The following is a 25778-nucleotide window of genomic DNA, read 5'->3' as shown; positions in this document are numbered from 1 at the left end:
CTCATTTTCTAATTGTTCTTTTTAGGTTTGACTACCACTGATTAACTTACTTTAGTGACGCGGGCACGGGTAACAACTTCTACGGTATCGGGTGTCGGTGCTCTGTCGGCCAACTTCTTATCGATAATATTTTTGAAAGCAATTAAAAAGCCCATGGCAATAAAAGCGCCTGGCGGCAACATGGCTAATAAGAAGCTGGTATCTAACTGCCAAAAATGGATAGTGAGGTCAGCAGCCCAATCACCAAGCAGAAGATCAGCCCCCGCAAATAGTGTACCTTGACTTAATATTTCACGGCTTGCGCCCAATACTGATAGTACGAGTAAAAAACCTAGGCCCATCATAAAACCGTCAAAAGCAGATTTTACAACTGAATTGCGTGAAGCAAAGGCTTCAGCTCTACCTATAATCACACAGTTGGTCACAATCAAAGGCAGGAATATCCCCAAAGAGAGATATAATCCATAAGCGTAAGCATTAACCAGCAGCTGTACGCATGTTACTAAGGCTGCGATGATCATGACAAAGATCGGGATACGGATCTCTTTTGGAACAAGGCTCTTCACTAATGACACGAGAACATTTGAGCCAATCAATACCAGCATAGTGGCTAAGCCTAAACCCAAAGCATTGGTCAAGGTTGCAGTTACTGCGAGCAGAGGGCAAAGCCCGAGCAGTTGCACAAGTCCTGGATTATTCTTCCAAAGGCCCTGTAATGCTATCTGTTTATATTCATTCATTGATAGTTAACCTCGCAATTAGCCGGTCTGGCTAATAATCTATCTTTATTAGCATTAAAATAGACGAGTGCACGTTTAATGGCCTTAACATAAGCTCTTGGGGTAATGGTTGCACCGGTAAATTGGTCAATCTCTCCGCCATCTTTCTTAACGTTCCATCGAGCATCATCTTCAGACAATAGGAACATACCATTAAAACCGAGTACCCAATCGGACTTTCTCAGTTCTATCTTATCGCCTAGTCCTGGAGTCTCAGCATGAGAGAGGGTTCTGACACCGAGAACTTCACCTTCAGTGCTAATGCCTATAATTAGCCGTATATTACCGCTGTAGCCATCTGGTGCTACAGTTTCCATGGCGATCGCGACAGGTACCTCTTTCATACTGGCGATATAGGAGGGCAGTGGGCTATCAATACCTAATACCTCTTCATCGTGTATTAAGATGCAGTGCTCAATGAGTTCATTATCATGGAGCGTATCTGGAATAATTTGGTGCAATACACGTTTAAGCTCTAGCTGTTGCTGCTCTTTGATCTTATCGAAGGTTTGTCTATCGACCAAAGCGACAAGTGCTGTACAGAAAAATGCAAATATCGCTAATATCAAACCGTTTCTTAACATAGATTTTTTCACGTTATACTCCGGTTTGCTTAACTTCTTGATCTGTGACCATAGGTTCGGGGCTTAATGTAGTGATCGATAAACGGTGCACAAAGATTGGCTAATAAGATAGCGAATGCAAATGCGTCTGGATAGCCACCATAGGTTCGGATCACGTAAACGAGAACCCCTATTAATGCGCCAAATAGCAAACGTCCCCTAACACTGGTTGCAGCAGTGACGGGATCGGTTGCAATAAAGAAGGCCGCCAACATAGTTGCACCACTGAAGAGGTGAAGCAAGGGGCCAACATGCGTATCTGGGTTGAGCAGGTATCCTACACTGGCACAGATAAACAAACTTGCCAGTACTCCCACGGGAATATGCCAACGTATGAGGTTAAGCTTTATCATCGCCAAACCACCTGCCAAGTAAGCCATGTTGACCCAGAACCAACCTACGCCAAAGCCGTCATTGAAGATGGATTTGGTTAGGCTCTCTATGCTAGTGAGTCCCATGGAAAGATCTGTCTTGATGGTATCAAGCGGGGTCGCCATAGCAACGCCGTCAAAGCCCAATTTATAGGCTTCTATCTCACTGGCTGAAGGGTTAAGAAATATCAGTTGCAACGAACCTAATAGATCAACTGGTTGGCTGGCCAACATCATTGGCGCAACCCAGCTCGTCATCTGAACAGGGAATGAGATAAGTAGCATCACATATCCTGCCATCGCAGGGTTGAAAATGTTATGTCCAAGCCCTCCATAGAGATGTTTTACGATCACTATAGCGAAAAGCACACCCATGACAGTCAACCACCAAGGAGCAAGTGGCGGGATAGCTATGCCTAAAAGCAATGCGGTAAGCAGGGCGCTGTTATCTTTTAATGTGTCCGTTACTGGACGCTTTCTCAGTTGAAGTACAATGGCTTCACTGATTAGGGCTACAGTGATAGCTAGCGCTACCTGTATCAATACGCCCCAGCCAAAGAAATAACATTGGGTGGCCACACCTGGAAGCGTACAGAGTATTACGCGTTGCATTAACGTGCTGGTTTGAAAGTTTCGGCTCAAGTGAGGCGAAGAGGCAATTTTAAATGCCATCAGTTAGTCCTTCCCATTATCTAATTTTGCTTGCTTGGCTAATTTATTAGCCTTTGCTTTTGCCACAGCAGCGGCTATCTTGGCCTTTTTGTCATCAACATCAGCTATTGGGGCATCGGTTGCAGGCTCTGAAGTTGCTGAATCGTTTTGCGGATCAATAGCGTTAAGTGCCGCTTTCTTGGCCTTAGCTTTAGCTACAGCAGCTGCAATTTTTGCTTTCTTGTCGTCGACTTCTACAACTGGAGTATCGGGTACAGACTCTGATGCTTCGGCATCATTTTGGTGCTTAATGCTTGTATCTGCTGCTTTAAGCGCTGCTTTTTTTGCTTTTGCACGGGCAACAGCAGCCGCTATCTTGGCTTTTTTGTCATCGATTTGAGCTACTGAAGTATCCGGTATTACCTCTGATGTTTCTGAATCACTTTGCGGCTCAGTAGCACTTGCATCAGCTGCCTTAAGTGCTGCTTTCTTGGCTTTAGCACGGGCCACAGCAGCTGCTATCTTGGCTTTTTTGTCATCGACATCGATAACAGGCGCATCGATTGCTGGCTCTGATGTTGCTATATCGGTTTTTGGCTCAATAGTACTAGCATCTGCCGATTTAAGTGCTGCTTTTTTGCCTTTAGCCCGGGCGACTGCTGCCGCTACCTTGGCTTTTTTATCGTCGACTGGTTCCTCTGTTGTTGAGGATTCAAGCTTCTCAGTGGATGTTTGAGCTGCTTTTTTCGCTTTTGCTCGTGCAACTGCAGCTGCGACAGCATCGCGTTTATCTGCTGGTGCTGAGGTTGTCACTTCACTGTTTGCTTCAGCCTCTTTTTTGGCTTTAATTCTGGCCATAGCCTGAGCGACGGCATCTTTATCCGTGCCAGACATATTGGCTTTACGTCTATCAGCAGCCTCTTTTTGCTTAGCTTCACGGGCGAGCTTCTCATCTTCAAGGCGCTGTGTGCGTAGCTCAAACCTCTGTTTAGCTAGCTCTGCTTGCTTCTTCTCTTCAATTTCATTTTTGACCGCAGACTTGGCGACGCGGTAATACTCGACTAAAGGAATATTACTTGGACAAACATAGCTACAGCAGCCGCATTCAATACAGTCATTGAGGTTATAACTCACCGCTTTATCATACTCTTGTGCTTTTGAATGCCAGAAGAGTTGTTGAGGTAAAAGTTGAGCTGGGCAGACTACGGCACATTCACCACAACGAATACAGGGGAGTTCCTTCTGCTCTGGGGCCATCTCATTAGCATTAGGCAGCAGGATACAGTTAGTGCCTTTAAGTGTAGGGGCGCTATCATTGTAAAGTGCATAACCCATCATAGGGCCACCGATGATCACCTTGTCCGTATCCAAGCCTTTAAAATCAGTTTGAGACAGAAGGTGAGAGATAGGAGTACCAATTGGAAGCCAATAGTTGCCAGGTTTAGCCACATTATTGCCTGTAATGGTCACCACGCGTTCAATGAGAGGGTAGTTTCGCAAAACGGCATCTTGAATTGCGTAACAGGTGGCGACATTTTGAACTAAAATACCGAGCTGAGCAGGAATGGCGCCAGAAGGCACCTCCTGTCCAGTTAAGATCTGAATAAGCTGTTTCTCACCACCAGAGGGGTAGAGGGTTGGTAGGGTTGTGATCCTAACTCCATCCTCTGGCAATACGCTGCGGCTTAAGGCTTGCTGCATTATCGAGATGGCTTGAGGTTTATTATCTTCTATAGCGATGATAAGTCGTTTAGGCTTTAACAGCCTATGGACAATAGCGATACCTTGCATTATGGCATCGCTTTGCTCTCTCATTATCATGTCATCAGAGGTGATATAAGGCTCACACTCTATCGCATTAATGATCAGTAACTCGATATCACTGGCTGGGTTGAGCTTAATATGACTTGGGAAAGCTGCTCCACCTAAGCCCGCGATACCCGCTTGTTGTATCTTACTCAATATCTCTTGGTTCGATAAGTGCTCAATATCAGTAAGTGCAAGCTTAGGGTGAACCTTATCACTTAAGGTGTCTAGTCCATCAGGCTTTATTACACAACTAAGTACTGGCAGGCCAGATGCGTGGTTACTTGGGCGTTGCTCAATATGGCTAATATGGCCAGATGTGGGGGCATGAACTGGCAGGTAGCCAAAATGGCTGCCATTGGTTAATACTTCACCTTTAGTCACATAATCACCGACAGAGACCGACAATGTCGCATTATCACCCACTTGAGGTATGGGGATCACATACTCATCAGCAATAGGTAAAGATGCTATGTTTGTGGTGTTTGAGAGCACTTTTTGCTCAGGTGGATGAATACCACCAATGGCGCGCCAAAGTGTCCCTTTATCAATCTGTTCCAATAAAGTTAGCACTTGGTGTCCTCTTCAAGCATCTGTACTGGGATGGCGTTTAATTTCCAATCCCAGTTTTTAACTGTTGGTGTAATAGGTAGCATATCGATGCAATCGACTGGGCAGGGGGCAACACATAAATCGCAACCAGTGCAGTAATCAGTGATCACTGTGTGCATCTGTTTGCCTGTGCCTAAAATGGCATCAACAGGGCAAGCTTGGATACACTTAGTGCAACCTATACATTCATCTTCGCGAATGTAGGCCACTTTTTTGACTTGAACCTCTTCACTTACCGTCAGAGGCTCAGGCTCTACACCTGCCATATCGGCGAGCTTTTCCATGGTTGCTGTGCCGCCTGGAGGGCATTTATTGACCTTTTCTCCGCCAGCGATCGCTTCTGCGTAGGGTCTGCAACCTGGGTAGCCGCATTGGCCACATTGTGTTTGCGGTAAGAGGGCTTCAAGTTGGTCGACAAGTGGATCACCTTCAACTTTGAATTTTTCTGCCGCAAAGCCCAGTAAGACACCAAAGAATAGGGCTAAGATCGTCAATAAAACGATCGCAATTAAAATACCTGACATAGTTAATTAACCAACCCAGTAAAGCCCATAAATGCCAGAGACATGAGTCCTGCTGTGATCATTGCGATTGCGCCGCCTTTAAACGGAAGGGGAACATCGGCAGCAGCCAGTCGTTCGCGCATGGCTGAAAATAAAATAAGAACAAGAGAGAAACCGACTGCAGCGCCAAAACCATAAATGGCAGACTCAACAAAACCATGTTTTTCATTGATATTAAGCAGTGCAACACCTAATACAGCACAGTTAGTGGTGATCAAAGGTAGGTAGATACCTAATGCGCGGTACAGAGAAGCACTGGTTTTCTGTACGACCATCTCTGTAAATTGAACGACGACGGCGATCACCAAAATGAAGCTCATTGTTCTTAGGTAACCGAGTTCAAAGGGTAAAAGCAGGTATTGGTTTACCAGATAGCTCAAGATTGAGGCTAAAGTGAGAACAAAAGTCGTGGCCATAGACATGCCGATGGCTGACTCAAGCTTGCTGGATACCCCCATAAAAGGGCAAAGACCAAGGAATTTTACTAATACAAAATTATTGACAAGCACAGTGCTTACCAATAATAGGAGATATTCACTCATCTCAATTCATTATTTATAACAGTTATACCTGTTATTATCGGCTTTTATGAGCCTATTAACAACACATAGAATACAAGGTTTTGCACAAAGCGCTCAACTTCTAGTCTATTTTAGGATATTGCTTTGTTTTGAAGGGCTTGAGGCTCGGCTACATAGTAACCTTGTAGCCCATCAACCAGTAACTTTTCCAGTACAAACTTCTCCTCCTGACGTTCGACACTAGTGGAGATCACTTGGATGTTTAATCTACGTGCGATATTGATAATCATCTTAACAAAAAATTGATTATTGGTGTCTGTATCTATGTTGTTTGAATAAGTGCCGTCGAGTTTAATAAAGTCGGGTCGGACCTGTTTAAAGAACTTGAATGAGGTAAAGCCCATGCCGAAATGTTCAACAGACACTTTTGCGCCAACGCTATGAATGGTTTGCACGAACTTGTAGCTGGCCACCAGATTAGTTTGCATACCTGATTCATTGACCTCAAAAACAAGTCTGGCAGCAATATGCCGTTGCTTGACTAACAGCGCTTTAAGCCAGGCAATAAAGGTTTCCTGCATTATTGATGAGGAGCTAATATTTATGCCGTAGGAGCCTGTTAATGCAGGGTTTTCAATTAACATCTTTAGTGTTGTGATAACAATAAGTTTGTCGAGATCGACGACCATATCATGACGTTCCGCCATGGCTATCACGGTTGCAGTGGGTAAAAATTTCCCCTCACTGTTATAGAATCTGGAAAATAGCTCATTGTAGATCTTGGCATCTTTTCGGCAGGGTAATATCGCCTGCTGGTAAAATTTTATCGCCCGTCTATTAATAAGGTCCCCGATAGACTCTTTCCATTTTGTGTCTCCATAGAGATCATCATTTTTACCTTTTTCGTGAAGGTAAAAACAATTAGGCCCCAAAGTTTGAGCGATACTGACAGCGGTATCACCTTGTGACAGAAGCTTGCCTGGTTCACTATCATGTTCATAGGGAACCAATCCAGTATGGGCTATCGATTCGTTGTTGATTGTTTGCTGGTATTCGTCAAACTGTGCTTTCAAGTTTTCGACAAAGGGGAGTCCATCTTTAATGACTAGGCCTGGAATGAAGACAGCAAAGTCTGCAGTTGAAATTCTGTAGCAATCTGAATTTGGGTATTTTGTCATCGAGTGGCGAATACAGTTGGCAATTTTTGCTAGATATTCATCTCCAGCGGATCTGCCTAAACTGTCATTAATGATACCTAACTCAGAAGCTTTAATTAACGCCATTAAACCAATTTGGCTTTTTCCTTCCGCAGATAAAGACTCTAACTTCTGTGTAAAGCGTGTACGGGTTGCAAACCCTGTTATCTGATCTTCAAAAGCGGCTTTATTAAGTCGCTCATGTTCTTTTGCAAACTCTTCATCTCTTTTTTTCAATTCACTACGACAATGCTCTAATGCACTGGCTAATGGCTTAAACTCAGCCTTTAGTTTAGAGCTTTCTAATGCATTGTACTTATGACTGGATAGATCATTGACGTAACTGCTTGCATAAATGATGGTACGTTTATTTTTCATCATCAATAGAACAAAGACGACGGTTATGGTCAGATAGATAGCCCAGATGAATGCACAAAATTGTTGGAATTGGGTGAGTGCATTGAGGGTTAAATCATCGGTTGCGAGTTTTAGCTGCAGCCTACCATCTTCTAGTGTCCGAGTATCAGGTAGCTCTTGTTGAAATAAGGGAGATAAAGGGTGATCTGATACGAAGTTGAGCTCACCTTTGGTTAAGTTTGCACTGCTGTCTGTAGAATGAATGAATTGAAAAAATTGCAGTTTGGCCTGGGACTCTATCTGTGAGTAGAGTTGCGGACCGTCACTTGGCCAAGTGCGGGGTAAATTCATATAAGATTGAAAATCAGATAGCCGTTGATCCGCTTTTTCTGTTAATTGCTGGGTTAGCTCGACGTAAACAAGGAGAGTCAGCCCTGTAAAAAGTAAAAAAAGAAAACTATGAAAAAGTTTTGAAACGCTCATAAAGAACCCATTCGTATAACTACAGTAGTCGACGATGTTATAATTTTAGTTAATTCTGAGAGTTATTCTATCGGAAAAGTGACCAAAGCGGAATTTTAAAGCGTTATGTTTATTGGCTTTTGCTAAATTAACAGGAAACTTTGTTTGATGATGTGGTCTTAATAAGAAGGGATAGTGGCTCCCCAGACTGGACTTGAACCAGTGACATACGGATTAACAGTCCGCCGTTCTACCAACTGAACTACAGGGGAATTGATTTACTTTTACTATCTTAAATTGGCTCCCCAGACTGGACTTGAACCAGTGACATACGGATTAACAGTCCGCCGTTCTACCAACTGAACTACAGGGGAATCGATTTATCTTTTACTATCTTAAATTGGCTCCCCAGACTGGACTTGAACCAGTGACATACGGATTAACAGTCCGCCGTTCTACCAACTGAACTACAGGGGAATCGATTTATCTTTTACTATCTTAAATTGGCTCCCCAGACTGGACTTGAACCAGTGACATACGGATTAACAGTCCGCCGTTCTACCAACTGAACTACAGGGGAATCGATTTATCTTTTACTATCTTAAATTGGCTCCCCAGACTGGACTTGAACCAGTGACATACGGATTAACAGTCCGCCGTTCTACCAACTGAACTACAGGGGAATCGCTTTAACTTTTACTATCTTAAATTGGCTCCCCAGACTGGACTTGAACCAGTGACATACGGATTAACAGTCCGCCGTTCTACCAACTGAACTACAGGGGAATCGCTTTAACTTTTACTATTTAAATTGGCTCCCCAGACTGGACTCGAACCAGTGACATACGGATTAACAGTCCGCCGTTCTACCAACTGAACTACAGGGGAATCGATTTAATTTTTACTTTGTCTATAAAGCTTGGCTCCCCAGACTGGACTCGAACCAGTGACATACGGATTAACAGTCCGCCGTTCTACCAACTGAACTACAGGGGATTTGACTTTATATACTAGGTTAACACCTATCTGCCTTTAATCTTAAATAACTTTGGCTCCCCAGACTGGACTTGAACCAGTGACATACGGATTAACAGTCCGCCGTTCTACCAACTGAACTACAGGGGAATCGAATAAAGCTATTCATCGTTGAAGACGGAGCGCATATTAAATCGCTCTTCATGATGAGTCAACTCGACGGACAAAAAAAAGTGTATTTAAGTAGTTAAGTGCTCATCAAACGCCCATCATGGCGTAGATTCCATCGTTATGAAGCGAGACTGGCCACTTTTAAGTTTTATATAACTGTAATAAATCACACGCTTAGTCGGTATTCAATGATCAAGTTTTTTATTTGGGCTTGGTTGTGGCTGAGTATCAGCTTGTTTCGTGACTGCAATATCTTTGCTTCCTGTTATATAGCAGAGAATTGCGAGGATAACTCGATCTTTTGAGTATATGTGTGAGGAGGCTATTTAGGACAGCGTTTTACTGACCCTATATAGTCAATTAATGAGTCATATGCAATTTTTAGAGATAGAGGATTTGCAAAAAATATTCTTCTCGACATCCAAATGTAGCAAAATTACACCGTTTCTATTTTTAAGTGCTGGATTAGAGAATAGGGGTTAAAGTCCCGTGCTATAAGGGGTAGCTTGAGTTATCCACTAAATCTGTGGATAAGCCTGTGGGTTAAGCCCGAAAAAGTGTTTCAAAGCCTTGAGAATAGCGGCTTGAGGTTAAAATGCACATTTTAATTGGTAATATTTTATTGTTTTAATAAACAACTAGTTGTTAAAATCAAGGGCTAAATTTTTTAATGTTTGCATCTGTTGTTAAAATGTAACGGTTTAAATGTGCGAACTTGTGCATTAGTTTGCCATATTATTCAGGTTTTAGGCGTTTTCATGGACAAAACATAACTATTTTTCCTCTGTTCTAAAATTTCATATCTATCTTTACGCTATGGGTCTTGTTAAAGAGCGGCTAGATCGATTAATCGTGTATGTGTCATTTGATATCGAAAAATTTATTGACACTAGGTTGAGATTCCACTGGTATTTAGTCATTACAGGATTAGAATATAAGCACAATCACCTAGGAAGAGTCGTTAGTGGCAGAATCATCTTTTCAACTTGAATCACAATATGTACCCGCTGGCGATCAGCCTAAAGCGATTAAGAAACTAGTAGATGGCATTGAGTCTGGTTTAGCCTGTCAAACTCTGTTGGGTGTGACCGGGTCGGGTAAAACATTCACTATTGCTAATGTGATAAAGGAGATGTCTAGGCCCACGATTATCATGGCGCCTAATAAAACCTTGGCGGCACAGCTTTATGGGGAGATGAAGGAGTTTTTCCCCCATAACGCGGTCGAGTACTTTGTCTCCTACTATGACTATTACCAGCCTGAAGCGTACGTTCCTTCCACGAATACCTTTATTGAGAAAGATGCATCGGTCAATGCCCATATTGAGCAGATGCGTCTGTCAGCGACTAAAGCTTTGTTAGAGAGAAAAGATGTTGTGCTGATAGCTTCAGTGTCAGCTATCTATGGTCTAGGCGACCCAGACTCATATATGAAGATGTTATTGCACCTAAGGCAGGGCGATACTATGGGTCAGAGGGATATATTACATCGGCTTAGTGAGCTGCAATATACCCGTAATGATATTGAACTCAAACGAGGCACTTACCGTGTTAGAGGGGAAGTGATTGATATTTTCGCTGCTGACTCAGATAGCAATGCGATCCGTGTTGAGCTGTTTGATGATGAGATTGAAAGGTTAAGCTTATTTGACCCTTTAACTGGTCATATTTTGCAGCGGATCGCACGCACGACTGTTTACCCTAAGAGCCACTACGTAACCCCAAGAGAGAAAATATTAGCGGCCAGCGAAGAGATTAAAGAGGAGCTTAGGGAGCGGAAGAAGCAACTACTCGATAACAACAAATTGATTGAGGAGCAGCGGATCACCGAGCGGGTACAATATGATATTGAGATGATGGTAGAGCTTGGTTACTGCTCTGGCATCGAAAACTACTCAAGATACCTCTCTGGGCGTGAAGAGGGAGCTGGGCCGCCAACTCTGCTTGATTATCTACCTGATGACGGTTTGCTTATCATTGATGAGTCCCATGTGACCGTGCCACAAATTGGGGCTATGTATAAAGGTGATCGCTCCAGAAAGATGAACTTGGTTGAGTATGGTTTTCGCTTGCCCTCTGCGTTGGACAATAGACCCCTTAAATTTGAAGAGTTTGAAAGTCTGATGCCCCAAACTATCTTTGTCTCTGCTACGCCAGCAAATTATGAGATAGAGAAGAGTGATGGTGAGATTGCTGAACAGGTGATTAGGCCGACTGGTTTGCTAGACCCTGAGCTTGAAGTCCGTCCCGTGGCGATTCAGGTTGATGATCTATTATCTGAGGTTAGGAAGAGAGTTAAGGTTCAAGAGCGTGTGTTGGTGACGACCTTAACTAAGCGCATGTCAGAGGATCTCACTGAATACTTAGATGAGCATGGGGTTAAAGTAAGGTATCTACACTCAGATATCGATACTGTCGAGCGAGTGGAGATCATCCGCGATCTCAGATTAGGTGTTTTTGATGTACTTGTTGGTATTAACTTGCTTAGAGAGGGACTTGATCTGCCTGAGGTCTCGTTAGTCTGTATTCTTGATGCGGATAAAGAGGGTTTTTTACGTTCAGAGCGCTCATTAATACAGACCATAGGTCGTGCGGCTCGTAATATGAATGGTAAAGTTATTCTTTACGCCGATAAGATCACAGATTCGATGGCAAAAGCGATGGGTGAAACTGAACGTAGGCGTAAGTTGCAACATCAGTTCAATCTCGATAATGGTTTAGTACCAAAAGGCGTTTCTAAGAAGATCACCGACGTGATGGATGTGGGTGAGAAAGAGTATGTGCAAAATGATCTTGCTTCGATAAGAGATATTGCCGAATCCAAAGGCGACTACAAAGTGAATGATGTGGCGAGCATTAGCCATCAGATCGATACGTTAGAGAAAAAGATGCATGAACATGCTAAAAACCTGGAGTTTGAGCAAGCAGCCGCAGTTCGAGATCAGGTCAGGCGTCTTCATGATGAGTTGATTAAAGCGTAAAGAAGATTTGAAGCGGAGTTTTACTCCGCTTTTTCCTTTGGTTTGTTTGTAAAATACTTTTGGTAAATCGCGACTACAGCAAAAAGTAATATGCCAGTGACAACCCCGATCAAATGAGCTTCTGTCGCGACTCGTGCACCGATCATCTCAGTTACCTGCTCACTTGCACCAAACCACTGTTCATAAGCGACTTTGACTATAACACCGATCAGTAACAGGTAACCTGATCGCATACCGACACTGATATCTTTGAGTGCGCCATAGGCGAATAAGCCGTGCAACATACCGCTTAAGCCTACGTAACCAAGCAAGCCTGGATAGAAGAGGTATAAGCCTATTCCCTGTAACCAACACAGTAAGATGAAGATCAGCGCGAAGCCTAATGAGCGGTAGTACTGTTGATGTAATAAGATGATCACCCAAAGGCCAGCTAAGTTCATCATAAGGTGCCAGCCATTAGTGTGGAGCAGATTGCCGCTAAAAAGACGCCAATACTCTCCCGCCGTTATTTCGCTGCGTCTATATGCCAGCTCATTATCAAAACCCGCGTAATAAAAGCCAATAGCACAGAGTGTAAAGAGCACCAATACTGGAAAGCTTTTACCGAAAAGCGATGTTAACTTTGACACTTAGTGTTCAGCTCTTGTTGTACCTGCTCTTTATTGTTGCAGTAGTCATCTAAGCCTTTCTGTCTAAGTAGACAAGCGGGGCAGGTGCCACAACCAGTACCAACAATGCCGTTATAACAGGTCAGCGTTTCATCTCTGACTAAATCAAGACTGTGGTATTTATCAGCAAGTGCCCAGGTTTCTGCTTTATTTAGCCACATCAATGGAGTTGATAGTGTGAGCTTTCTATCCATACCTTGTTCAAGTGCTGACTGCATCGCTTTAACAAAATCGTTGCGACAATCGGGGTAACCAGAAAAGTCAGTTTCACAGACTCCGGTTATCACAGTATCGGCGCCCAGTTGATAAGCAAAAATACCCGCAAGGGTTAAAAAGAGAATATTACGGCCAGGGACGAAGGTGTTGGGTAAGCCGTTATCCATTAACTCATTAGAGACCTGAATCGAATCTCTTGTCAGTGCAGAGATGGCGAGCTCATTGAGCATGGACACATCAAGAGTCTTGTGGCTCTTTAGTCCAAGTTGTTGACCTAAAGTCTCGGCAACTTCTATCTCTTGGCGATGACGTTGACCGTAATCAAATGTGATCCCATGAACTTCATCATACTGAGTAAGAGCTTGAATAAGACAAGTGGTTGAGTCTTGGCCGCCGCTGAATACGACAACTGCCTTGGATACCGCTTTTGACATAATGATCACTGATTGAAATAAACAGCGTTCATTTTAACGGACAGAGGTAAGCTTGCAAATGATAAACGCAAAAAAGTGAATCAAATGAGTAGGGTCTAATTACTCAAAAGCTAGTATATCTGGTTCTGAGTACGTTAGAGCAAATGGAGATTGTATATATTGGGCTTGCCTGTAAAGGGAAAATCAACTATAAATGCCGACCAATCTTTTTGAGGTTAAACATGAAGTATCCGGTTAATGAAGTATTTGAGACGATTCAAGGCGAAGGTTTTTACACTGGAGTGCCCGCTATTTTTGTACGTCTTCAGGGGTGCCCAGTAGGGTGCAGCTGGTGTGATACTAAACATACTTGGGAATTACTTGATGTGAACAAGGTTCAACCTGAGATGGTGATCCAGGTTGATGGTACTATCGGTCGCTGGTCAGAGTTAACGACATCAGAATTAATTAGCTTTTTAAAACAAAAAGAGTTTACGGCATCCCATGTTGTAATTACAGGGGGAGAGCCTTGTTTACATGACCTAACGGCCATGACTGAAGAGTTCAATGATGCAGGTTATTCAACTCAGATTGAAACCAGTGGCACATTTGAGGTTCACTGCTCAGAGAAAACCTGGGTAACCGTTTCACCTAAGTTAAAGATGAAAGCGGGACTTGCAGTACTGCCACAAGCATTAAAGCGTGCTAATGAGATTAAACACCCGGTAGCGACAGCGTCTCACATTGATGATCTTGATGAGTTGCTAAATGGGGTTGATCTAAAAGGTAAAACAATCTGTTTGCAGCCCATTAGTCAGAAAACCAGAGCGACGGAGCTAGCGATGCGTGTCTGTATCGAGCGAAACTGGCGCCTCTCAATACAGACCCATAAATATTTAGATATCGATTAATCTGGTCTTTATCAGTTTAAGCTAGCTGTGAGGTTAAATTGAGCCAATTTAGCCTCATACTCTGTAAGTTCTCCAATGTTATCGTTAACCCAATCAGGGTTGTAATAGCTGTCTAGGTATCGCTCCCCTGAGTCACACAAAAGGGTAACGATAGAGCCCTGTTGACCTTTTGCTAGCATGTCACATGCGATATTAAGAGCGCCATACAAGTTGGTGCCAGTTGAAGGGCCTGCTTTTCTACCGATTAATTTCTCAAGCCAGTAGATGGTTGCCACTGAAGCAGCATCTGGTATTTTCTCCATATGATCAATGACACCCGGAATGAAAGAGGGCTCTGCTCTTGGTCTTCCTATCCCCTCTATTTTGCTTCCATGGCACGAAGTTAAGCTTTTATCACCGGTTGTGAAGTAGTCATAAAATACTGAGTGTTCAGGGTCAACCACACAAAGTTGTGTGTCGAGTTGCTGATAACGAATATAGCGACCGATCGTTGCCGATGTTCCTCCTGTTCCTGGACTCATGACAATCCACTTGGGGATAGGGTGGGGCTCAAGTGTCATCTGTTCGAAAATTGAATTGGCAATATTATTATTTCCACGCCAATCCGTTGCTCGCTCTGCATAGGTAAATTGATCCATATAATGGCCATTTAGTTGCGTGGCTAACTGCTCTGATGCTGCATAGATCTCGCTGGAGTGATTAACGAAATGGCAAGTCCCACCATAAAACTCTATCTGTTGAATTTTTCTCTTAGCGGTACTCTTAGGCATAACAGCAATAAAGGGCAAACCAAGCATGCGGGCAAAATAAGCTTCAGATACGGCGGTACTACCGGAAGAAGACTCGATGATTGTCGTGCCTTCCTTGATCCACCCGTTACAGAGTCCATAGAGAAATAGCGAACGAGCAAGCCTGTGCTTCAAACTACCTGTTGGGTGGGTACTCTCATCTTTTAAGTAGATATCGATCCCCGTTAGTTGAGGAATATCGAGTTTAATTAAATGAGTATCGGCACTACGCTGGTAGTCTGATTCGATCTTCTCGACTGCTGTGTTAACCCATGAGTTTGTCATATTTGCCCTATACCTAGATGGAGTTACCTTGATAGTAATCAATATGAGTTTAGGTAGGAAGTCAAAGTGGAAACTTTACTCTGATGAATTAAATGTGACGAAGGGAGAATAGGTTTGGCTTGATATCGTTAAAGACTAACTAATTTGGATTCGTATTGGGAAAACCGAGAGGAGTTTAGATAGAAGTGGTGGAGGGAGAAGGATTCGAACCTTCGAAGGCTGAGCCGTCAGATTTACAGTCTGATCCCTTTGGCCACTCGGGAACCCCTCCACATGTTTCTATCAATATTGGTGGTATTAAATCGTTATAGCTTTGTAGCGTAAATAAGAGATGGTGGAGGGAGAAGGATTCGAACCTTCGAAGGCTGAGCCGTCAGATTTACAGTCTGATCCCTTTGGCCACTCGGGAACCCCTCCATTTCAACTTATTTTACAGTACCGCTTTAACACTTAATAACCATGACGCAAAAGAGTAAAGATGGTGGAGGGAGAAGGATTCGAACCTTCGAAGGCTGAGCCGTCAGATTTACAGTCTGATCCCTTTGGCCACTCGGGAACCCCTCCACGAATAATCTTTATTGTCATTTTTACCAATTATGCAAATGGTGGAGGGAGAAGGATTCGAACCTTCGAAGGCTGAGCCGTCAGATTTACAGTCTGATCCCTTTGGCCACTCGGGAACCCCTCCTCACTTGCGGCGGCAATAGTAGACACAAACTGTGTATGTGTAAAGGCCATAATTTAAAAAATATCTAAAGTTATGTATTAAGCGGTCGATTAACTATCAACGAGCTGTTTTAGTGATGTTTTTTTATGCGACCAAGTGCTGTTTTAATCAATGAGTCCCAACTTGGGACACGCCTTAATCATGCTATTGATCATGATAGGCGTGGAGAGTTTGCCCTTTTATTGGCACTACTCTCTTGTGATGCTCGGGATATGGCTCAGTTTCAGCTCGATGATGGGGCTCTTGAGCCTGAGCTTGCTTTGCGTAAAAAATTTGAGCTGCCAGAAGCGCAAGCGTTAATTAATGACTTGACGATACAGGACTCTCCCATTGATAACAGCTCTGCTTTCTCTCATGGTGGGGTAAGAGCATTTCAACTTATGCAAGCATTGAAGCCCGAGGCACTTGTTATAAGAGGGGATAAGTCGGCGCAGATGCAGAGAGTGCTGACTAATTGCGATCTACTGACTCGGCAAAAGTTTAATCACAGTGCTAAATCTGAACTTTACCACGCCTTAGATACCCATTTTGTTGATCAATTAGCCCAGCAGAGACAGATGAGTCGAACACTGGCCTGATTTTATCTCACTATCTTGTCAATTTGTGATTTACCTTTTGCTTATTAATGCCAAGGCAATAGGTGATTAGCGTATAATAGGCGGACGTGAATTGATGAGTTATAAACAATGAAAAATATTCAAGAATCCCAATCAGCTTTAGTGAACGATACCTGTAATGATTGTGGCAGTTATGCCGATATCGGAGCTGTGATTGATGAGCATGATACGCAGCTTAGTATCTCGTTTACTGGCGTTGATGCAAAAGTGGAAGCTGAAGCTGTCGCACTTAAGGCAAAAAGTCGATTTGATGGTGTTGAAAGCGAGATAAAGACCGATAGTGATCTGACAAGTTTAGTTATCCATTTTGCTTACAGTGCTGAGAAAATGATATTTCAGCTAGAAAATGGTATTTAAAATTCACTAGTATGTTGCAAATCTGCTACTTGGTCATGTAGTCTGACTAGCTCATTATTATTTTAATACTATCTAGTTTCAAAAATTGGCATATACGATCAGTTAAATGGAACATTGAGTAAGCGGATAAAAGCTTACTCTTTTTAGGGAGCTAAGTGACGAAGCGTAAGTATCAGCACTTATTAGAGTTGATTGTTAACTCTGAAGCTAAACAGATGGGTGATTTTCACAGCACGGCTAAACTGGCTGCTGAATTACTCTGTCAGCAGCTATTAGTGACTCATGTGGGTGTGGCAATCATCTCTTGTGAGAATAATACCATCTTGCCTGTGGCTAATTACGGCCATATTTCACCTGCTGAATTTCTACGTCCAGCCCCAGACTTATGCCCAAAATATATTGCAGAGTTAAGGACAAAGCGCCTTATCGATGCTTTTGATACCCGCAATGACTCCAGACTCTGTGAGCTCTCATCTAATTATTTTACATCTAATGGTGTTAGGTCGACGTTAGATATTGCGATTCGGATCAATGGTCATCTGGAAGGGGTGTTGTTTCTCGAGAGAATGGCGTTTTCCCATTGGTCTGATAGCGAAATACAGATAGCTTCTCAAGTTGCAGACCAATTAGCACTGACACTCGCCACGCGTGATGCTTACGATAAAGAGGAGAAGCTTACGCTGCTATTGAATGCTGCTGAGCATTCAGATCAAGTCACTATGCTGATCAATCTGAAAACAGAAGTAGTTGAATATGTTAATCAAGCGCACGAGACCATTACAGGAAAACCCAAATCCAGTGTGATAGGAAGCTCGCTACAGGAGCTGAGTTTTGTTAGCCAACACCCGGATGAGACCAGAGTTGCACTTACCCAAGTAAAACTTGGTAGTGTGGTTAAAGGCGAAAACAAAATCGTTAAGCAAGATGGCTCTCAAAGTTGGATCCGATACTCTGTTAAACAGTTTATTACCGACAGAGGGAACTGTTTTGCACTGCTTAATGCTGAGGATTGCAGTGAAGAGCACAAGCATAAAATTGAGCTTGAAAAGCTAGCTTGGCGCTGTCGTTTAACTGATTTATATAACCGAACCTATTTTACTAAAGAGCTTGAGAAAGTTAGGAAAGGTTACCTGCTGCTCATCGATCTGCGTGGTTTTAAGCGTTTTAATGACACTTATGGTCATGAGAGTGGCGATCTACTGCTTATTGAGATAGCTAGAAGGCTACGGCATTTCGGTAAGGTTAATCACACTGAGTTACTTGCCAGAGTCGGCAGTGATGAGTTTGCTATTATTTTGCCTGAGATGAATTTGGAGGATCTTGAATACGCCACTTCAAGGTTATATCGCCAGATCACTTTGCCAGTCTCGATTGGCCGTGAGCAGATTGAACCCAAACCTGCACTTGCCATTGTAGAAATTGCTGGCATTGAGGCTAAGTTTCTACCGCTAGCTTGCGCTGATATTGCGCTTCAATATGCGAAAAAGAAGCAGGGTGACGCGATACAGGTATTTAATAACTCGTTGCTGAATACCTTTAAAGCGAATGCGGAGATTGAGCGAGATTTACAAACAGCTCTGAGGGGAAGAGAGTTTGAACTCTACTATCAACCTCTAAAAGATCTGCAAAAAAGAGCCTACATTGGGGCTGAAGCGCTTATTCGATGGCACCATCCCAAAAAAGGAGTGCTGTATCCAGGTGCTTTTATTGATATAGCCGAGCAAACGGGGCATATCAATGCTATCGGTGCTTGGGTGCTTGAGGCTGCTTGCAAGCAGTTGAATCTATGGCAGCATCATAATATTAACCTTTCGATGCACGTCAATGTTGCCGCTAGGCAGTTTTTCAGTGGCAACTTATATGACCAAGTGTGGGCCTTGATCACACGTTATCGTTTAAAGCCAGGCAGCTTAATTTTGGAGATCACCGAAACAGAGTTGATGGAAGATATTAAATATGCGACCAATCTATGTAAAGAGCTCACAGAGCTTGGCGTAGGTTTAGCCATTGATGATTTTGGTACGGGTTACAGTTCGATGCGTTACCTTAAGCAGTTTCCAATCAGTAAACTTAAGATTGACCGCTCCTTTATCTCTGACCTATCAGTTAGCCATGAAAGTCAGGAAATTGTTAGTGCTATTATTGCCATGGCATCTGCGCTAAATATTTCATTAACAGCTGAGGGGGTAGAGACTAAGGAGCAGGAGCTTTTCTTAGCAGATCATCATTGTCATCAAGCCCAAGGGTTCCTCTATAGTCCAGCGCTTAGAGAATCTGAATTTAGCCAATTCTTAGAGAAAGATAGTTTTTTAAATAGCTGTTAAAACTCAATGAGAACCACTTTGGTTTCATTTTAGGCAGCATTGCTTGTATTTTCTGCCACTATTACATAGACAAGTATCGTTTCTCTTTGGATAAATTGCTGGCTTTTGTGTCCCCTGAGTATAAAACCATCTGTTTGCTTCCTGTACAAACTGGGAACATTCATGAATCGCATCAATGTTGTTGCCATCACGGTACCAAGCTTGGAAGCAAACTTCACCCATATCCCCCTTAGTTTGAGTTGATAGCACCTGCAGAGAGAGCCATTGTGGTGTATGTTCGGCTAATACTTCTACAGTAAGATCACCTAAGTAATCGCGGTGATGAGTTTGAATTAAATAGTCGTATTCACCGAGTACAAAGGCGGCATAACGGCTTCTCATTAATTTTTCAGGTGTGCCTGCCGTTTTGATATTTTGGTGGTAGGGGGCGCAACAATCTGTGTAGAGGTGAGGGTGTTCGCGGTCATTTTGACCGCATGGGCATAAAGTTTCTGTTTCAGTCGTCATTCTTTGCTGTAGTTAATGGGGTGAACTGGTGCCCATAATACAGGTTTGGAGTGGGTTTTGCATCGTAGTAAAAAGAGGGTTCTGAACGATTATTGGTATCAACGGTGAGATACCACTTCCCATCTTTTTTCTTTTTAGAGACTGTGACAAATTTACCTGCAAATTCACTGACGGGCTCTTCTGCATCTAATGGTGGATGAAAACGGATGAGGTAATAACCAATGTCTGTTGCATTATTAGCTTCTACCTGTCTATCTAGAACTCTGAAGTCCACTTCGATCCGTGCTTCTTTATGTTTGATCTTGCCAAAAAACTTATTGTAGAGCTCAATAATGTTATCTCGCCCCATGGTGATAGCTTTACTTTGATTTTCAGGAATGTAACAGGCGTCTTCTGCATAGATGTTTTTTACTTTTTGAGCATCTAACGTTTCAAAAGCTTGAGTAAACTGAGTGTAAAATTGATTTAAGGCAGCATTATCATCTGAATTTGCCGAGGCTGAAGACAGTTGCAGGAGAAGGAAAATAGTACAAGTTGCTGTGTATTTAATAAAAGTCATTAATGCGTTCAAATCAATGGTTACTGATGTCACTATAATAGATGGACTATATGAACTAAAGTTTTAGTTATTAACAAAGTGTGTCTATGTTGAAAAACTCGCTGATTTAAACGGCCTTACAGCCCTTATCTATAGTGGGGGCTTATGGCTATATTGTGACTAAGTGTTTTACTTATCGAGTAAACTTTACTTTTAAAAGATAAAAAAATGCTAAGCAACCATTAGCTTAGCATTTTAGCTTTTGTTTACGATTGGGTTTATCTGTGAACATTTACCCGCATAAACACAAATTGATACTTTTACTTACCAACCACATTGTCTATTGGCTTGGCTATTTTGCTCATTTAACCAAGTTTGTAATGGTGCAAAGTAATCAAGTACTGCATTGGCGTCCATCTCTTTACTGCCTGTCACAACGGCTAAGGCTTCTGGCCAAGGTTGACTTTGTCCCATCTCAAGCATGGTATTTAGCTTAGTGCCCGCGTCTTTATTGCCGTAGATACTACAACGGTGTACAGGGCCCTTATCGCCAGCGATGTCACACAAAGCTTTGTGGAACTGGAACTGTAAGATATGAGCTAAGAAGTAGCGTGTATAGGGGACATTTCCTGGTACATGGTATTTAGCTCCAGGATCAAAATCTTTTTCATCACGACTGATTGGTGACTTCACCCCTTGATACTTCTCCCTTAACTCCCACCAAGCCTGGTTGTATTGCTCTGGAGTTATTTCACCACTAAACACTTTCCATCGCCATTGATCTATCATTAAGCCAAATGGCATGAAGGCGACCTTGTCGAGTGCTTGTTTGAGTAACAGACCAATGTCTTTAGAGGCATCAGGCACCTCATCCAACAGACCAATCTGTTTTAAGTAATTGGGTGTGATAGAGAGGGCAACAGTGTCACCTATGGCTTCATGGAAACCATCATTTGCGCTGTTTTTGAAAATAAATGGCTGGTTCTTATAGGCTCTTTGATAATAGTTATGCCCTAGCTCATGATGAATAACAGTGAAGTCCTCTGCCGTTTTCTGGATACACATCTTGATGCGGATATCATCTTTGTCGTCCAGAGCCCAGGCTGATGCATGACACACAACATCTCTGTCTTTAGGTTGGACAAATAAAGAGCGTTCCCAGAAGGTATCTGGAAGTGGCTCAAAACCCAGTGAGCTGAAAAAGCTTTCAGCTTGTTTCACCATCTTGATCTCATCATAACCATGCTGTGCAAGCAGCTCGGTGACATCATAACCGGGATCTGCATCTTCTGGTGCAACTTGGTTGTAGATATTGCCCCAACTTTGGGCCCACATATTGCCCAGTAGATGAGCAGGAATAGGTCCCTGTTTTGATACTACATCATCACCGTACTTCTCATTTAGCTCACCTCTGACATAACAGTGAAGTGAATCGTACAGTGGTTTCACTTGTCCCCAGAGTCTGTCCAGTTCATTAGAGAACTCATCAGGCTCCATATCGTATTGGCTACGCCATAGCTCTGAAAGATCGGCATAGCCTAGATCCCGTGCTCCTTCATTGGCAAGTTCAACTTCTCTCTTAAACAGAGGACGCATAGGTTTGGCTATATCACGCCATCCTTTCCACACCTCTAATAAAAGTGCAGGGTCTTGGGATTCTCCCATAATGGCTGACAGTTCAGGTTGTGTTAGGCAGCGACCATCGTCAAAACAGTACTTTCCTTTACCATAGAGTCCATTGAGTTCTGAACTGATGCTGGCAAGTTCAGCATTTTTCTTTGGATCTAAAGGTGCTGGCAGGACTAGTGCGCTGCGTAGAATGTTGAGCTTACGTAAATTATCGGCACTGAGAGGAAGTTGAGTGTAGTTTGCAGCAACTGTGGCAAGCTTCACAGTCGTCGCGGTGTATTTCTCTCCAACTGAAGCTGATAAGGCAGCGGTATCTTCCGTAATAAAGTTGCTGTAGATCCACTCTGAACGATTAACTTCGATAGAGAGTTCGCTCAAGGCTTGTTCGGATTGTGTTATAAATTGCTCGGCTTCTGCAACGCTGGTTTGTGCTGATACTGTTTCGTCAGACTGCACTTTTTGACAAGCTGTGGCGGCTAATGTTAAGCCGACCAGCAGCGAGATCTTTGAAAGTCTTGCAGTGGAAAGTTTCATGAATTCATATCCCTTGTTATTTTTGTGTTGAGTATTCTAACTCAATGCACAGTTTTTAATAACTGCAGATAGTAAAAGCCGTTTATAGCCATATTTACTAGTGTGGAGATAAATTGACAGTAATTTAGTTTGACAAGAAGGGTGTCAATGTTTAATTTAAACGAGTGTTTTAAATAGAGTTAGGAAGGCAACGGAATGGCAAATCGATCCGATACAAAAACAAGAATACTGGATGCAGCGGAAAAATTATTTGCAGAACGAGGCTTTTCAGAGACCTCATTGCGTTTGATAACCAGTAAGGCTGAGGTGAATCTTGCCTCAGTCAATTATCACTTTGGCTCTAAAAAAGAGTTGATCAGAGCCGTTTTGGCTCGTTATCTTGACGTATTTATGCCTGTAGCATCGGCAAGAATTGTGACATTACAAAGTTCAGAAGAGGGGGCATCGTTAAATGATATTTTCTCATCCCTTGTGGAACCATTACTGGACTTAAATCAATTAAGAGCGGAAGGTACTAGTACATTTCTACAGCTTCTTGGCCGCGGGTATATCGAGAGTCAAGGGCATCTGAGGTGGTTTATTACCACTCATTATGGTGAACATTTGACTCAGTTTGTTAAAGCTGTAGCAGATAGTGCTCCTCATATCCCACCTGCAGAGATGTTTTGGCGCTTACACTTCACCTTAGGTACTGTGGTTTTCACTATGGCATCGGCCGATGCGTTAACAGAGATTGCAGCGGCAGATTTTAACGAACATAATGACATAGAAGCCGTTATTCGAAAAGTTATTCCCTATCTCTCTGCCGGGGTTTCAGTACCGGTTAATTAAGGTGTTTTTTAAAAGGTAAATCCATGACTCTATTTATACTTGCACTACTGGTTGTTATTGTGCTGTTTGGTGTCAAAAGTATTAGGATGCAATTTATTACGCGTCCAATTTTTTCGTTTTTTAAAAAGGTACTTCCTCCGCTTTCAGATACTGAAAAAGAAGCGATGGAAGCGGGTGATGTGTGGTGGGAAGGTGAGTTGTTTAGAGGTAAACCCAATTGGGATACTCTGCATAGCTACGGTAAACCTAAACTAACTGCTGAGGAGCAGGATTTTATTGAAAATCAAGTGATGACAGCTCTCACTTTAATTGATGATTTTGATATTGTACAAAACCGCAAAGATTTGCCACCAGAGCTATGGGATTACTTTAAAAAAGAGGGGTTCTTTGCCCTTATAATACCAAAAGAGTATGGCGGTAAGGCCTTCTCTGCATACGCTAGCTCGACGATAGTTGCCAAGCTCGCTAGCCGAAGTGTTAGTGCGGCTGTGACTGTTATGGTTCCCAACTCTCTAGGACCAGGTGAATTACTGACACATTATGGTACCAAAGAGCAACGTGAATATTGGTTACCAAAACTGGCATCTGGTGAAGCAGTGCCTTGTTTCGCTCTGACAGGTCCTGAAGCGGGCAGTGATGCAGGCGCAATTCCCGATACCGGTGTTGTCTGTAGAGAGACATTTGAAGGTGAAGAGGTATTGGGATTAAGGTTGAACTGGGATAAGCGTTATATCACGTTAGCCCCAGTTTCAACGGTATTGGGTCTGGCATTTCAGATGGAAGATCCAGATGGACTGTTAGGGGATAAGAAGGAGCTCGGAATTACCTGTGCGCTTATCCCAACAGATCATGAAGGAGTGGTCATTGGACAGAGACACAATCCATTAAACATGGCCTTTATGAATGGTACAACTCAAGGTAAGGATGTGTTTATTCCTCTTGATTGGATCATTGGTGGGCCTCAGTATGCAGGACGTGGCTGGCGTATGCTAGTTGAGTGTCTCTCGGCGGGGCGTGGTATCTCACTGCCTGCACTTTCAACCGCATCGGGTCACACTGCGACTAAGACAACAACGGCATACAGTTATGTCCGTCACCAATTTGGCCTATCTATCGGTCATTTTGAAGGTGTTCAGGAGGCCCTTGCTCGGATCATCGCCAATACCTATCAGTTGGAGGCTGCAAGACGCCTAACAACTACGGGGATCGATCTTAAGGTTAAACCCTCTGTAGTGACTGCTATTGCCAAATACCACATGACTGAGATGAGTCGTGATGTGCTTAATGATGCAATGGATATTCAGTCGGGTAAGGGGATCCAACTCGGCCCTAAGAACTATTTAGGTCAGCCCTATATGGCGAACCCCATCTCTATTACTGTCGAGGGAGCTAACATTCTAACTCGCAGCTTGATGATCTTTGGTCAAGGTGCAACACGTTGTCACCCTTATGTGCTCGCTGAGATGGAAACGGCTGCGATGGAGGATACTTGTGCAGCTTTGGAACGTTTTGACTCCTTGCTGCTTGGTCACCTTGGTTATGGAGCAAGAAATGCGTTTAGCTCACTCTTTAGCGCTTTAACTGGAAGTCGCTTTAACCAGTCTCCTGTTAGTGGTGAAACTCAGCAGTACTACCGCGATATGACTCGACTATCATCGGCTTTGGCTTTGATGACCGATCTCTCGATGTTGATCATGGGAGGCGATCTTAAGCGAAAAGAGATGCTTTCAGCGCGTATGGGTGACGTATTGAGTGAGCTATATCTAGCATCGGCTACATTAAAGATGTTCGAAGATAATGGTCGTCAACATGATGATCTGCCCGCGGTACGTTATGTGATGATGACTCGTTTGCAAAATGCAGCTAATGCACTTCAAGGGGCGCTACGTAACTTCCCTAATCGTCCTGTTGCCTGGATGATGAGAGCATTGATCTTCCCGTTAGGTAACCATTTCAATGGACCGAGTGACAAGATGACCACTGAGCTTGTTAAGGGGATGATGCAACCTGGGCCTGCTCGTGACCGTTTAACCTTCCTCTGTCCTGATTTTGAACAGGATAAAGGTGGTATTGCGGAAGTTGAAGCGGCATTTTTGGCGCAATATGAGTGCCGTAACATCTATAAAAAGATAAAAGTGGCTCAGCGTGATGGCACATTGCCGAAGAAGTTAGCTGGCCTTGAGTTATTTGCCTTAGCAGCAGAGCAGTCCATTATCACTCAAGATGAGCTCAACTCATTGCTTAAAGCCGATGAACTGCGTCTTGCGGCAATTAATGTTGATGATTTTAAAAGCTTGTAGTTGCTAAATTGAAAAAGCTAAATGAAAAAAGGACGCCGTAGCGTCCTTTTTTGTTTCTCTGCAAAC

Annotated in this window: 20 protein-coding genes and 13 tRNA genes; 7 read left to right on the top strand and 26 right to left on the bottom strand. The window is 43.1% G+C overall.

Translation table 11 applies throughout. The features are described 5' to 3' along the window. Positions 1-41 precede the first annotated feature (41 nt). From SWOO_RS13200 to SWOO_RS13125, 16 genes are all read right to left on the bottom strand, one after another. Entirely contained in the window at positions 42-740 is a 699-nt protein-coding gene (locus SWOO_RS13200; RefSeq protein WP_012325179.1) for an electron transport complex subunit E, read from the bottom strand. Beyond that, positions 737-1363, bottom strand: coding sequence for an electron transport complex subunit RsxG (gene rsxG, locus SWOO_RS13195; protein ID WP_012325178.1), 627 nt, complete (start codon positions 1361-1363; stop codon positions 737-739). Before rsxG ends, SWOO_RS13200 begins: the two co-directional genes overlap by 4 nt. A gap of 29 nt (positions 1364-1392) precedes the next feature. After that, positions 1393-2445 carry an electron transport complex subunit RsxD gene (gene rsxD / locus SWOO_RS13190; RefSeq protein ID WP_012325177.1) on the bottom strand — a complete coding sequence of 351 codons (1053 nt, stop codon included), beginning with the start codon at positions 2443-2445 and terminating at the stop codon, positions 1393-1395. A 3-nt stretch (positions 2446-2448) separates the two neighbouring features. Then, positions 2449-4803 (bottom strand): electron transport complex subunit RsxC, encoded by a 2355-nt coding sequence (gene rsxC / locus SWOO_RS13185; RefSeq protein WP_012325176.1) that lies wholly within the window; start codon positions 4801-4803, stop codon positions 2449-2451. Further along, positions 4797-5366 carry an electron transport complex subunit RsxB gene (gene rsxB / locus SWOO_RS13180; protein ID WP_012325175.1) on the bottom strand — a complete coding sequence of 190 codons (570 nt, stop codon included), beginning with the start codon at positions 5364-5366 and terminating at the stop codon, positions 4797-4799. The genes rsxC and rsxB overlap by 7 nt, the downstream gene beginning before the upstream one ends. A gap of 2 nt (positions 5367-5368) precedes the next feature. Further along, positions 5369-5947 (bottom strand): electron transport complex subunit RsxA, encoded by a 579-nt coding sequence (rsxA, locus tag SWOO_RS13175; RefSeq protein WP_012325174.1) that lies wholly within the window; start codon positions 5945-5947, stop codon positions 5369-5371. Positions 5948-6057: 110 nt separating this feature from the next. Next, positions 6058-7962 carry an EAL domain-containing protein gene (locus SWOO_RS13170; RefSeq protein WP_012325173.1) on the bottom strand — a complete coding sequence of 635 codons (1905 nt, stop codon included), beginning with the start codon at positions 7960-7962 and terminating at the stop codon, positions 6058-6060. 175 nt (positions 7963-8137) lie between these two features. Next, positions 8138-8213, bottom strand: a tRNA-Asn gene (locus SWOO_RS13165). A 26-nt stretch (positions 8214-8239) separates the two neighbouring features. Beyond that, positions 8240-8315, bottom strand: a tRNA-Asn gene (locus tag SWOO_RS13160). Positions 8316-8342: 27 nt separating this feature from the next. After that, positions 8343-8418, bottom strand: a tRNA-Asn gene (locus SWOO_RS13155). A gap of 27 nt (positions 8419-8445) precedes the next feature. Next, positions 8446-8521: transfer RNA gene (locus SWOO_RS13150), tRNA-Asn, on the bottom strand. A gap of 27 nt (positions 8522-8548) precedes the next feature. Continuing rightward, a tRNA-Asn gene (locus SWOO_RS13145) sits at positions 8549-8624 on the bottom strand. Positions 8625-8651: 27 nt separating this feature from the next. After that, a tRNA-Asn gene (locus SWOO_RS13140) sits at positions 8652-8727 on the bottom strand. Positions 8728-8753: 26 nt separating this feature from the next. Continuing rightward, positions 8754-8829 (bottom strand) — tRNA-Asn (locus tag SWOO_RS13135). Between the two features lie 32 nt (positions 8830-8861). Continuing rightward, positions 8862-8937, bottom strand: a tRNA-Asn gene (locus SWOO_RS13130). 53 nt (positions 8938-8990) lie between these two features. Continuing rightward, positions 8991-9066 (bottom strand) — tRNA-Asn (locus SWOO_RS13125). Positions 9067-10051: 985 nt separating this feature from the next. Between SWOO_RS13125 and uvrB the strand changes: the two genes are divergently transcribed. Beyond that, positions 10052-12067, top strand: coding sequence for an excinuclease ABC subunit UvrB (gene uvrB / locus SWOO_RS13120; RefSeq protein WP_012325172.1), 2016 nt, complete (start codon positions 10052-10054; stop codon positions 12065-12067). A 20-nt stretch (positions 12068-12087) separates the two neighbouring features. On the opposite strand, the gene rrtA is transcribed toward uvrB, so the two are convergent. Together rrtA and queC are read right to left on the bottom strand one after the other, a co-directional pair. Then, the gene (gene rrtA / locus SWOO_RS13115) at positions 12088-12696 is read right to left on the bottom strand and encodes a rhombosortase (RefSeq protein ID WP_012325171.1); all 609 of its coding nucleotides are present in this window, start codon (positions 12694-12696) and stop codon (positions 12088-12090) included. Further along, the gene (queC, locus tag SWOO_RS13110) at positions 12684-13385 is read right to left on the bottom strand and encodes a 7-cyano-7-deazaguanine synthase QueC (protein ID WP_012325170.1); all 702 of its coding nucleotides are present in this window, start codon (positions 13383-13385) and stop codon (positions 12684-12686) included. The genes rrtA and queC overlap by 13 nt, the downstream gene beginning before the upstream one ends. Positions 13386-13606: 221 nt before the next feature. Between queC and queE the strand changes: the two genes are divergently transcribed. Continuing rightward, positions 13607-14275 (top strand): 7-carboxy-7-deazaguanine synthase QueE, encoded by a 669-nt coding sequence (gene queE / locus SWOO_RS13105; RefSeq protein ID WP_012325169.1) that lies wholly within the window; start codon positions 13607-13609, stop codon positions 14273-14275. Positions 14276-14286: 11 nt separating this feature from the next. Here the strand turns inward: queE and SWOO_RS13100 are convergent, their stop codons facing one another. The 5 genes from SWOO_RS13100 to SWOO_RS13080 form a co-directional block, all read right to left on the bottom strand. After that, the gene (locus SWOO_RS13100; RefSeq protein ID WP_012325168.1) at positions 14287-15348 is read right to left on the bottom strand and encodes a PLP-dependent cysteine synthase family protein; all 1062 of its coding nucleotides are present in this window, start codon (positions 15346-15348) and stop codon (positions 14287-14289) included. Positions 15349-15534: 186 nt separating this feature from the next. Beyond that, positions 15535-15619 (bottom strand) — tRNA-Tyr (locus tag SWOO_RS13095). Between the two features lie 61 nt (positions 15620-15680). After that, a tRNA-Tyr gene (locus SWOO_RS13090) sits at positions 15681-15765 on the bottom strand. A 62-nt stretch (positions 15766-15827) separates the two neighbouring features. Continuing rightward, positions 15828-15912: transfer RNA gene (locus tag SWOO_RS13085), tRNA-Tyr, on the bottom strand. 39 nt (positions 15913-15951) lie between these two features. Further along, positions 15952-16036 (bottom strand) — tRNA-Tyr (locus SWOO_RS13080). A 125-nt stretch (positions 16037-16161) separates the two neighbouring features. Between SWOO_RS13080 and SWOO_RS13075 the strand changes: the two genes are divergently transcribed. The 3 genes from SWOO_RS13075 to SWOO_RS13065 all read left to right on the top strand — a co-directional run bounded on the left by SWOO_RS13075 (position 16162) and on the right by SWOO_RS13065 (position 19373). Further along, positions 16162-16653 (top strand): VC2046/SO_2500 family protein, encoded by a 492-nt coding sequence (locus SWOO_RS13075; RefSeq protein WP_012325167.1) that lies wholly within the window; start codon positions 16162-16164, stop codon positions 16651-16653. A gap of 108 nt (positions 16654-16761) precedes the next feature. Further along, positions 16762-17049 (top strand): DUF406 family protein, encoded by a 288-nt coding sequence (locus SWOO_RS13070; protein ID WP_012325166.1) that lies wholly within the window; start codon positions 16762-16764, stop codon positions 17047-17049. A gap of 155 nt (positions 17050-17204) precedes the next feature. Beyond that, on the top strand, positions 17205-19373 hold the full coding sequence (locus SWOO_RS13065; RefSeq protein ID WP_012325165.1) for a sensor domain-containing phosphodiesterase: 2169 nt from the start codon (positions 17205-17207) through the stop codon (positions 19371-19373). Between the two features lie 24 nt (positions 19374-19397). Here the strand turns inward: SWOO_RS13065 and SWOO_RS25980 are convergent, their stop codons facing one another. From SWOO_RS25980 to SWOO_RS13050, 3 genes are all read right to left on the bottom strand, one after another. Further along, entirely contained in the window at positions 19398-19880 is a 483-nt protein-coding gene (locus SWOO_RS25980) for a YchJ family protein (RefSeq protein WP_012325164.1), read from the bottom strand. Continuing rightward, entirely contained in the window at positions 19870-20439 is a 570-nt protein-coding gene (locus tag SWOO_RS13055; RefSeq protein WP_012325163.1) for a YybH family protein, read from the bottom strand. Before SWOO_RS13055 ends, SWOO_RS25980 begins: the two co-directional genes overlap by 11 nt. Positions 20440-20742: 303 nt before the next feature. After that, positions 20743-22581, bottom strand: a complete 1839-nt coding sequence (locus tag SWOO_RS13050) for a M2 family metallopeptidase (RefSeq protein ID WP_012325162.1) — start codon at positions 22579-22581, stop codon at positions 20743-20745. Positions 22582-22776: 195 nt separating this feature from the next. Here SWOO_RS13050 and SWOO_RS13045 point away from each other — a divergent pair, with 195 nt between their 5' ends. Then, on the top strand, positions 22777-23412 hold the full coding sequence (locus SWOO_RS13045) for a TetR/AcrR family transcriptional regulator (protein WP_012325161.1): 636 nt from the start codon (positions 22777-22779) through the stop codon (positions 23410-23412). Positions 23413-23435: 23 nt separating this feature from the next. After that, entirely contained in the window at positions 23436-25712 is a 2277-nt protein-coding gene (locus SWOO_RS13040; protein WP_012325160.1) for an acyl-CoA dehydrogenase, read from the top strand. The last annotated feature ends 66 nt before the right edge of the window (positions 25713-25778 follow it).

Source organism: Shewanella woodyi ATCC 51908, from assembly GCF_000019525.1.
Lineage (GTDB): Bacteria > Pseudomonadota > Gammaproteobacteria > Enterobacterales > Shewanellaceae > Shewanella > Shewanella woodyi.
This window is presented reverse-complemented; position numbering and strand designations above follow the sequence as displayed.

Coding starts and splice junctions, on each gene's coding strand:
- SWOO_RS13100 (WP_012325168.1), bottom strand. CDS start 15,348: ATGACAAACTCATGGGTTAACACAGCAGTCGAGAAGATCGAATCAGAC.
- rsxB (WP_012325175.1), bottom strand. CDS start 5,366: ATGTCAGGTATTTTAATTGCGATCGTTTTATTGACGATCTTAGCCCTA.
- queC (WP_012325170.1), bottom strand. CDS start 13,385: ATGTCAAAAGCGGTATCCAAGGCAGTTGTCGTATTCAGCGGCGGCCAA.
- SWOO_RS13200 (WP_012325179.1), bottom strand. CDS start 740: ATGAATGAATATAAACAGATAGCATTACAGGGCCTTTGGAAGAATAAT.
- SWOO_RS13075 (WP_012325167.1), top strand. CDS start 16,162: ATGCGACCAAGTGCTGTTTTAATCAATGAGTCCCAACTTGGGACACGC.
- rsxD (WP_012325177.1), bottom strand. CDS start 2,445: ATGGCATTTAAAATTGCCTCTTCGCCTCACTTGAGCCGAAACTTTCAA.
- rsxA (WP_012325174.1), bottom strand. CDS start 5,947: ATGAGTGAATATCTCCTATTATTGGTAAGCACTGTGCTTGTCAATAAT.
- queE (WP_012325169.1), top strand. CDS start 13,607: ATGAAGTATCCGGTTAATGAAGTATTTGAGACGATTCAAGGCGAAGGT.
- SWOO_RS13070 (WP_012325166.1), top strand. CDS start 16,762: ATGAAAAATATTCAAGAATCCCAATCAGCTTTAGTGAACGATACCTGT.
- SWOO_RS25980 (WP_012325164.1), bottom strand. CDS start 19,880: ATGACGACTGAAACAGAAACTTTATGCCCATGCGGTCAAAATGACCGC.
- SWOO_RS13050 (WP_012325162.1), bottom strand. CDS start 22,581: ATGAAACTTTCCACTGCAAGACTTTCAAAGATCTCGCTGCTGGTCGGC.
- SWOO_RS13055 (WP_012325163.1), bottom strand. CDS start 20,439: ATGACTTTTATTAAATACACAGCAACTTGTACTATTTTCCTTCTCCTG.
- SWOO_RS13040 (WP_012325160.1), top strand. CDS start 23,436: ATGACTCTATTTATACTTGCACTACTGGTTGTTATTGTGCTGTTTGGT.
- SWOO_RS13045 (WP_012325161.1), top strand. CDS start 22,777: ATGGCAAATCGATCCGATACAAAAACAAGAATACTGGATGCAGCGGAA.
- SWOO_RS13170 (WP_012325173.1), bottom strand. CDS start 7,962: ATGAGCGTTTCAAAACTTTTTCATAGTTTTCTTTTTTTACTTTTTACA.
- rsxG (WP_012325178.1), bottom strand. CDS start 1,363: ATGTTAAGAAACGGTTTGATATTAGCGATATTTGCATTTTTCTGTACA.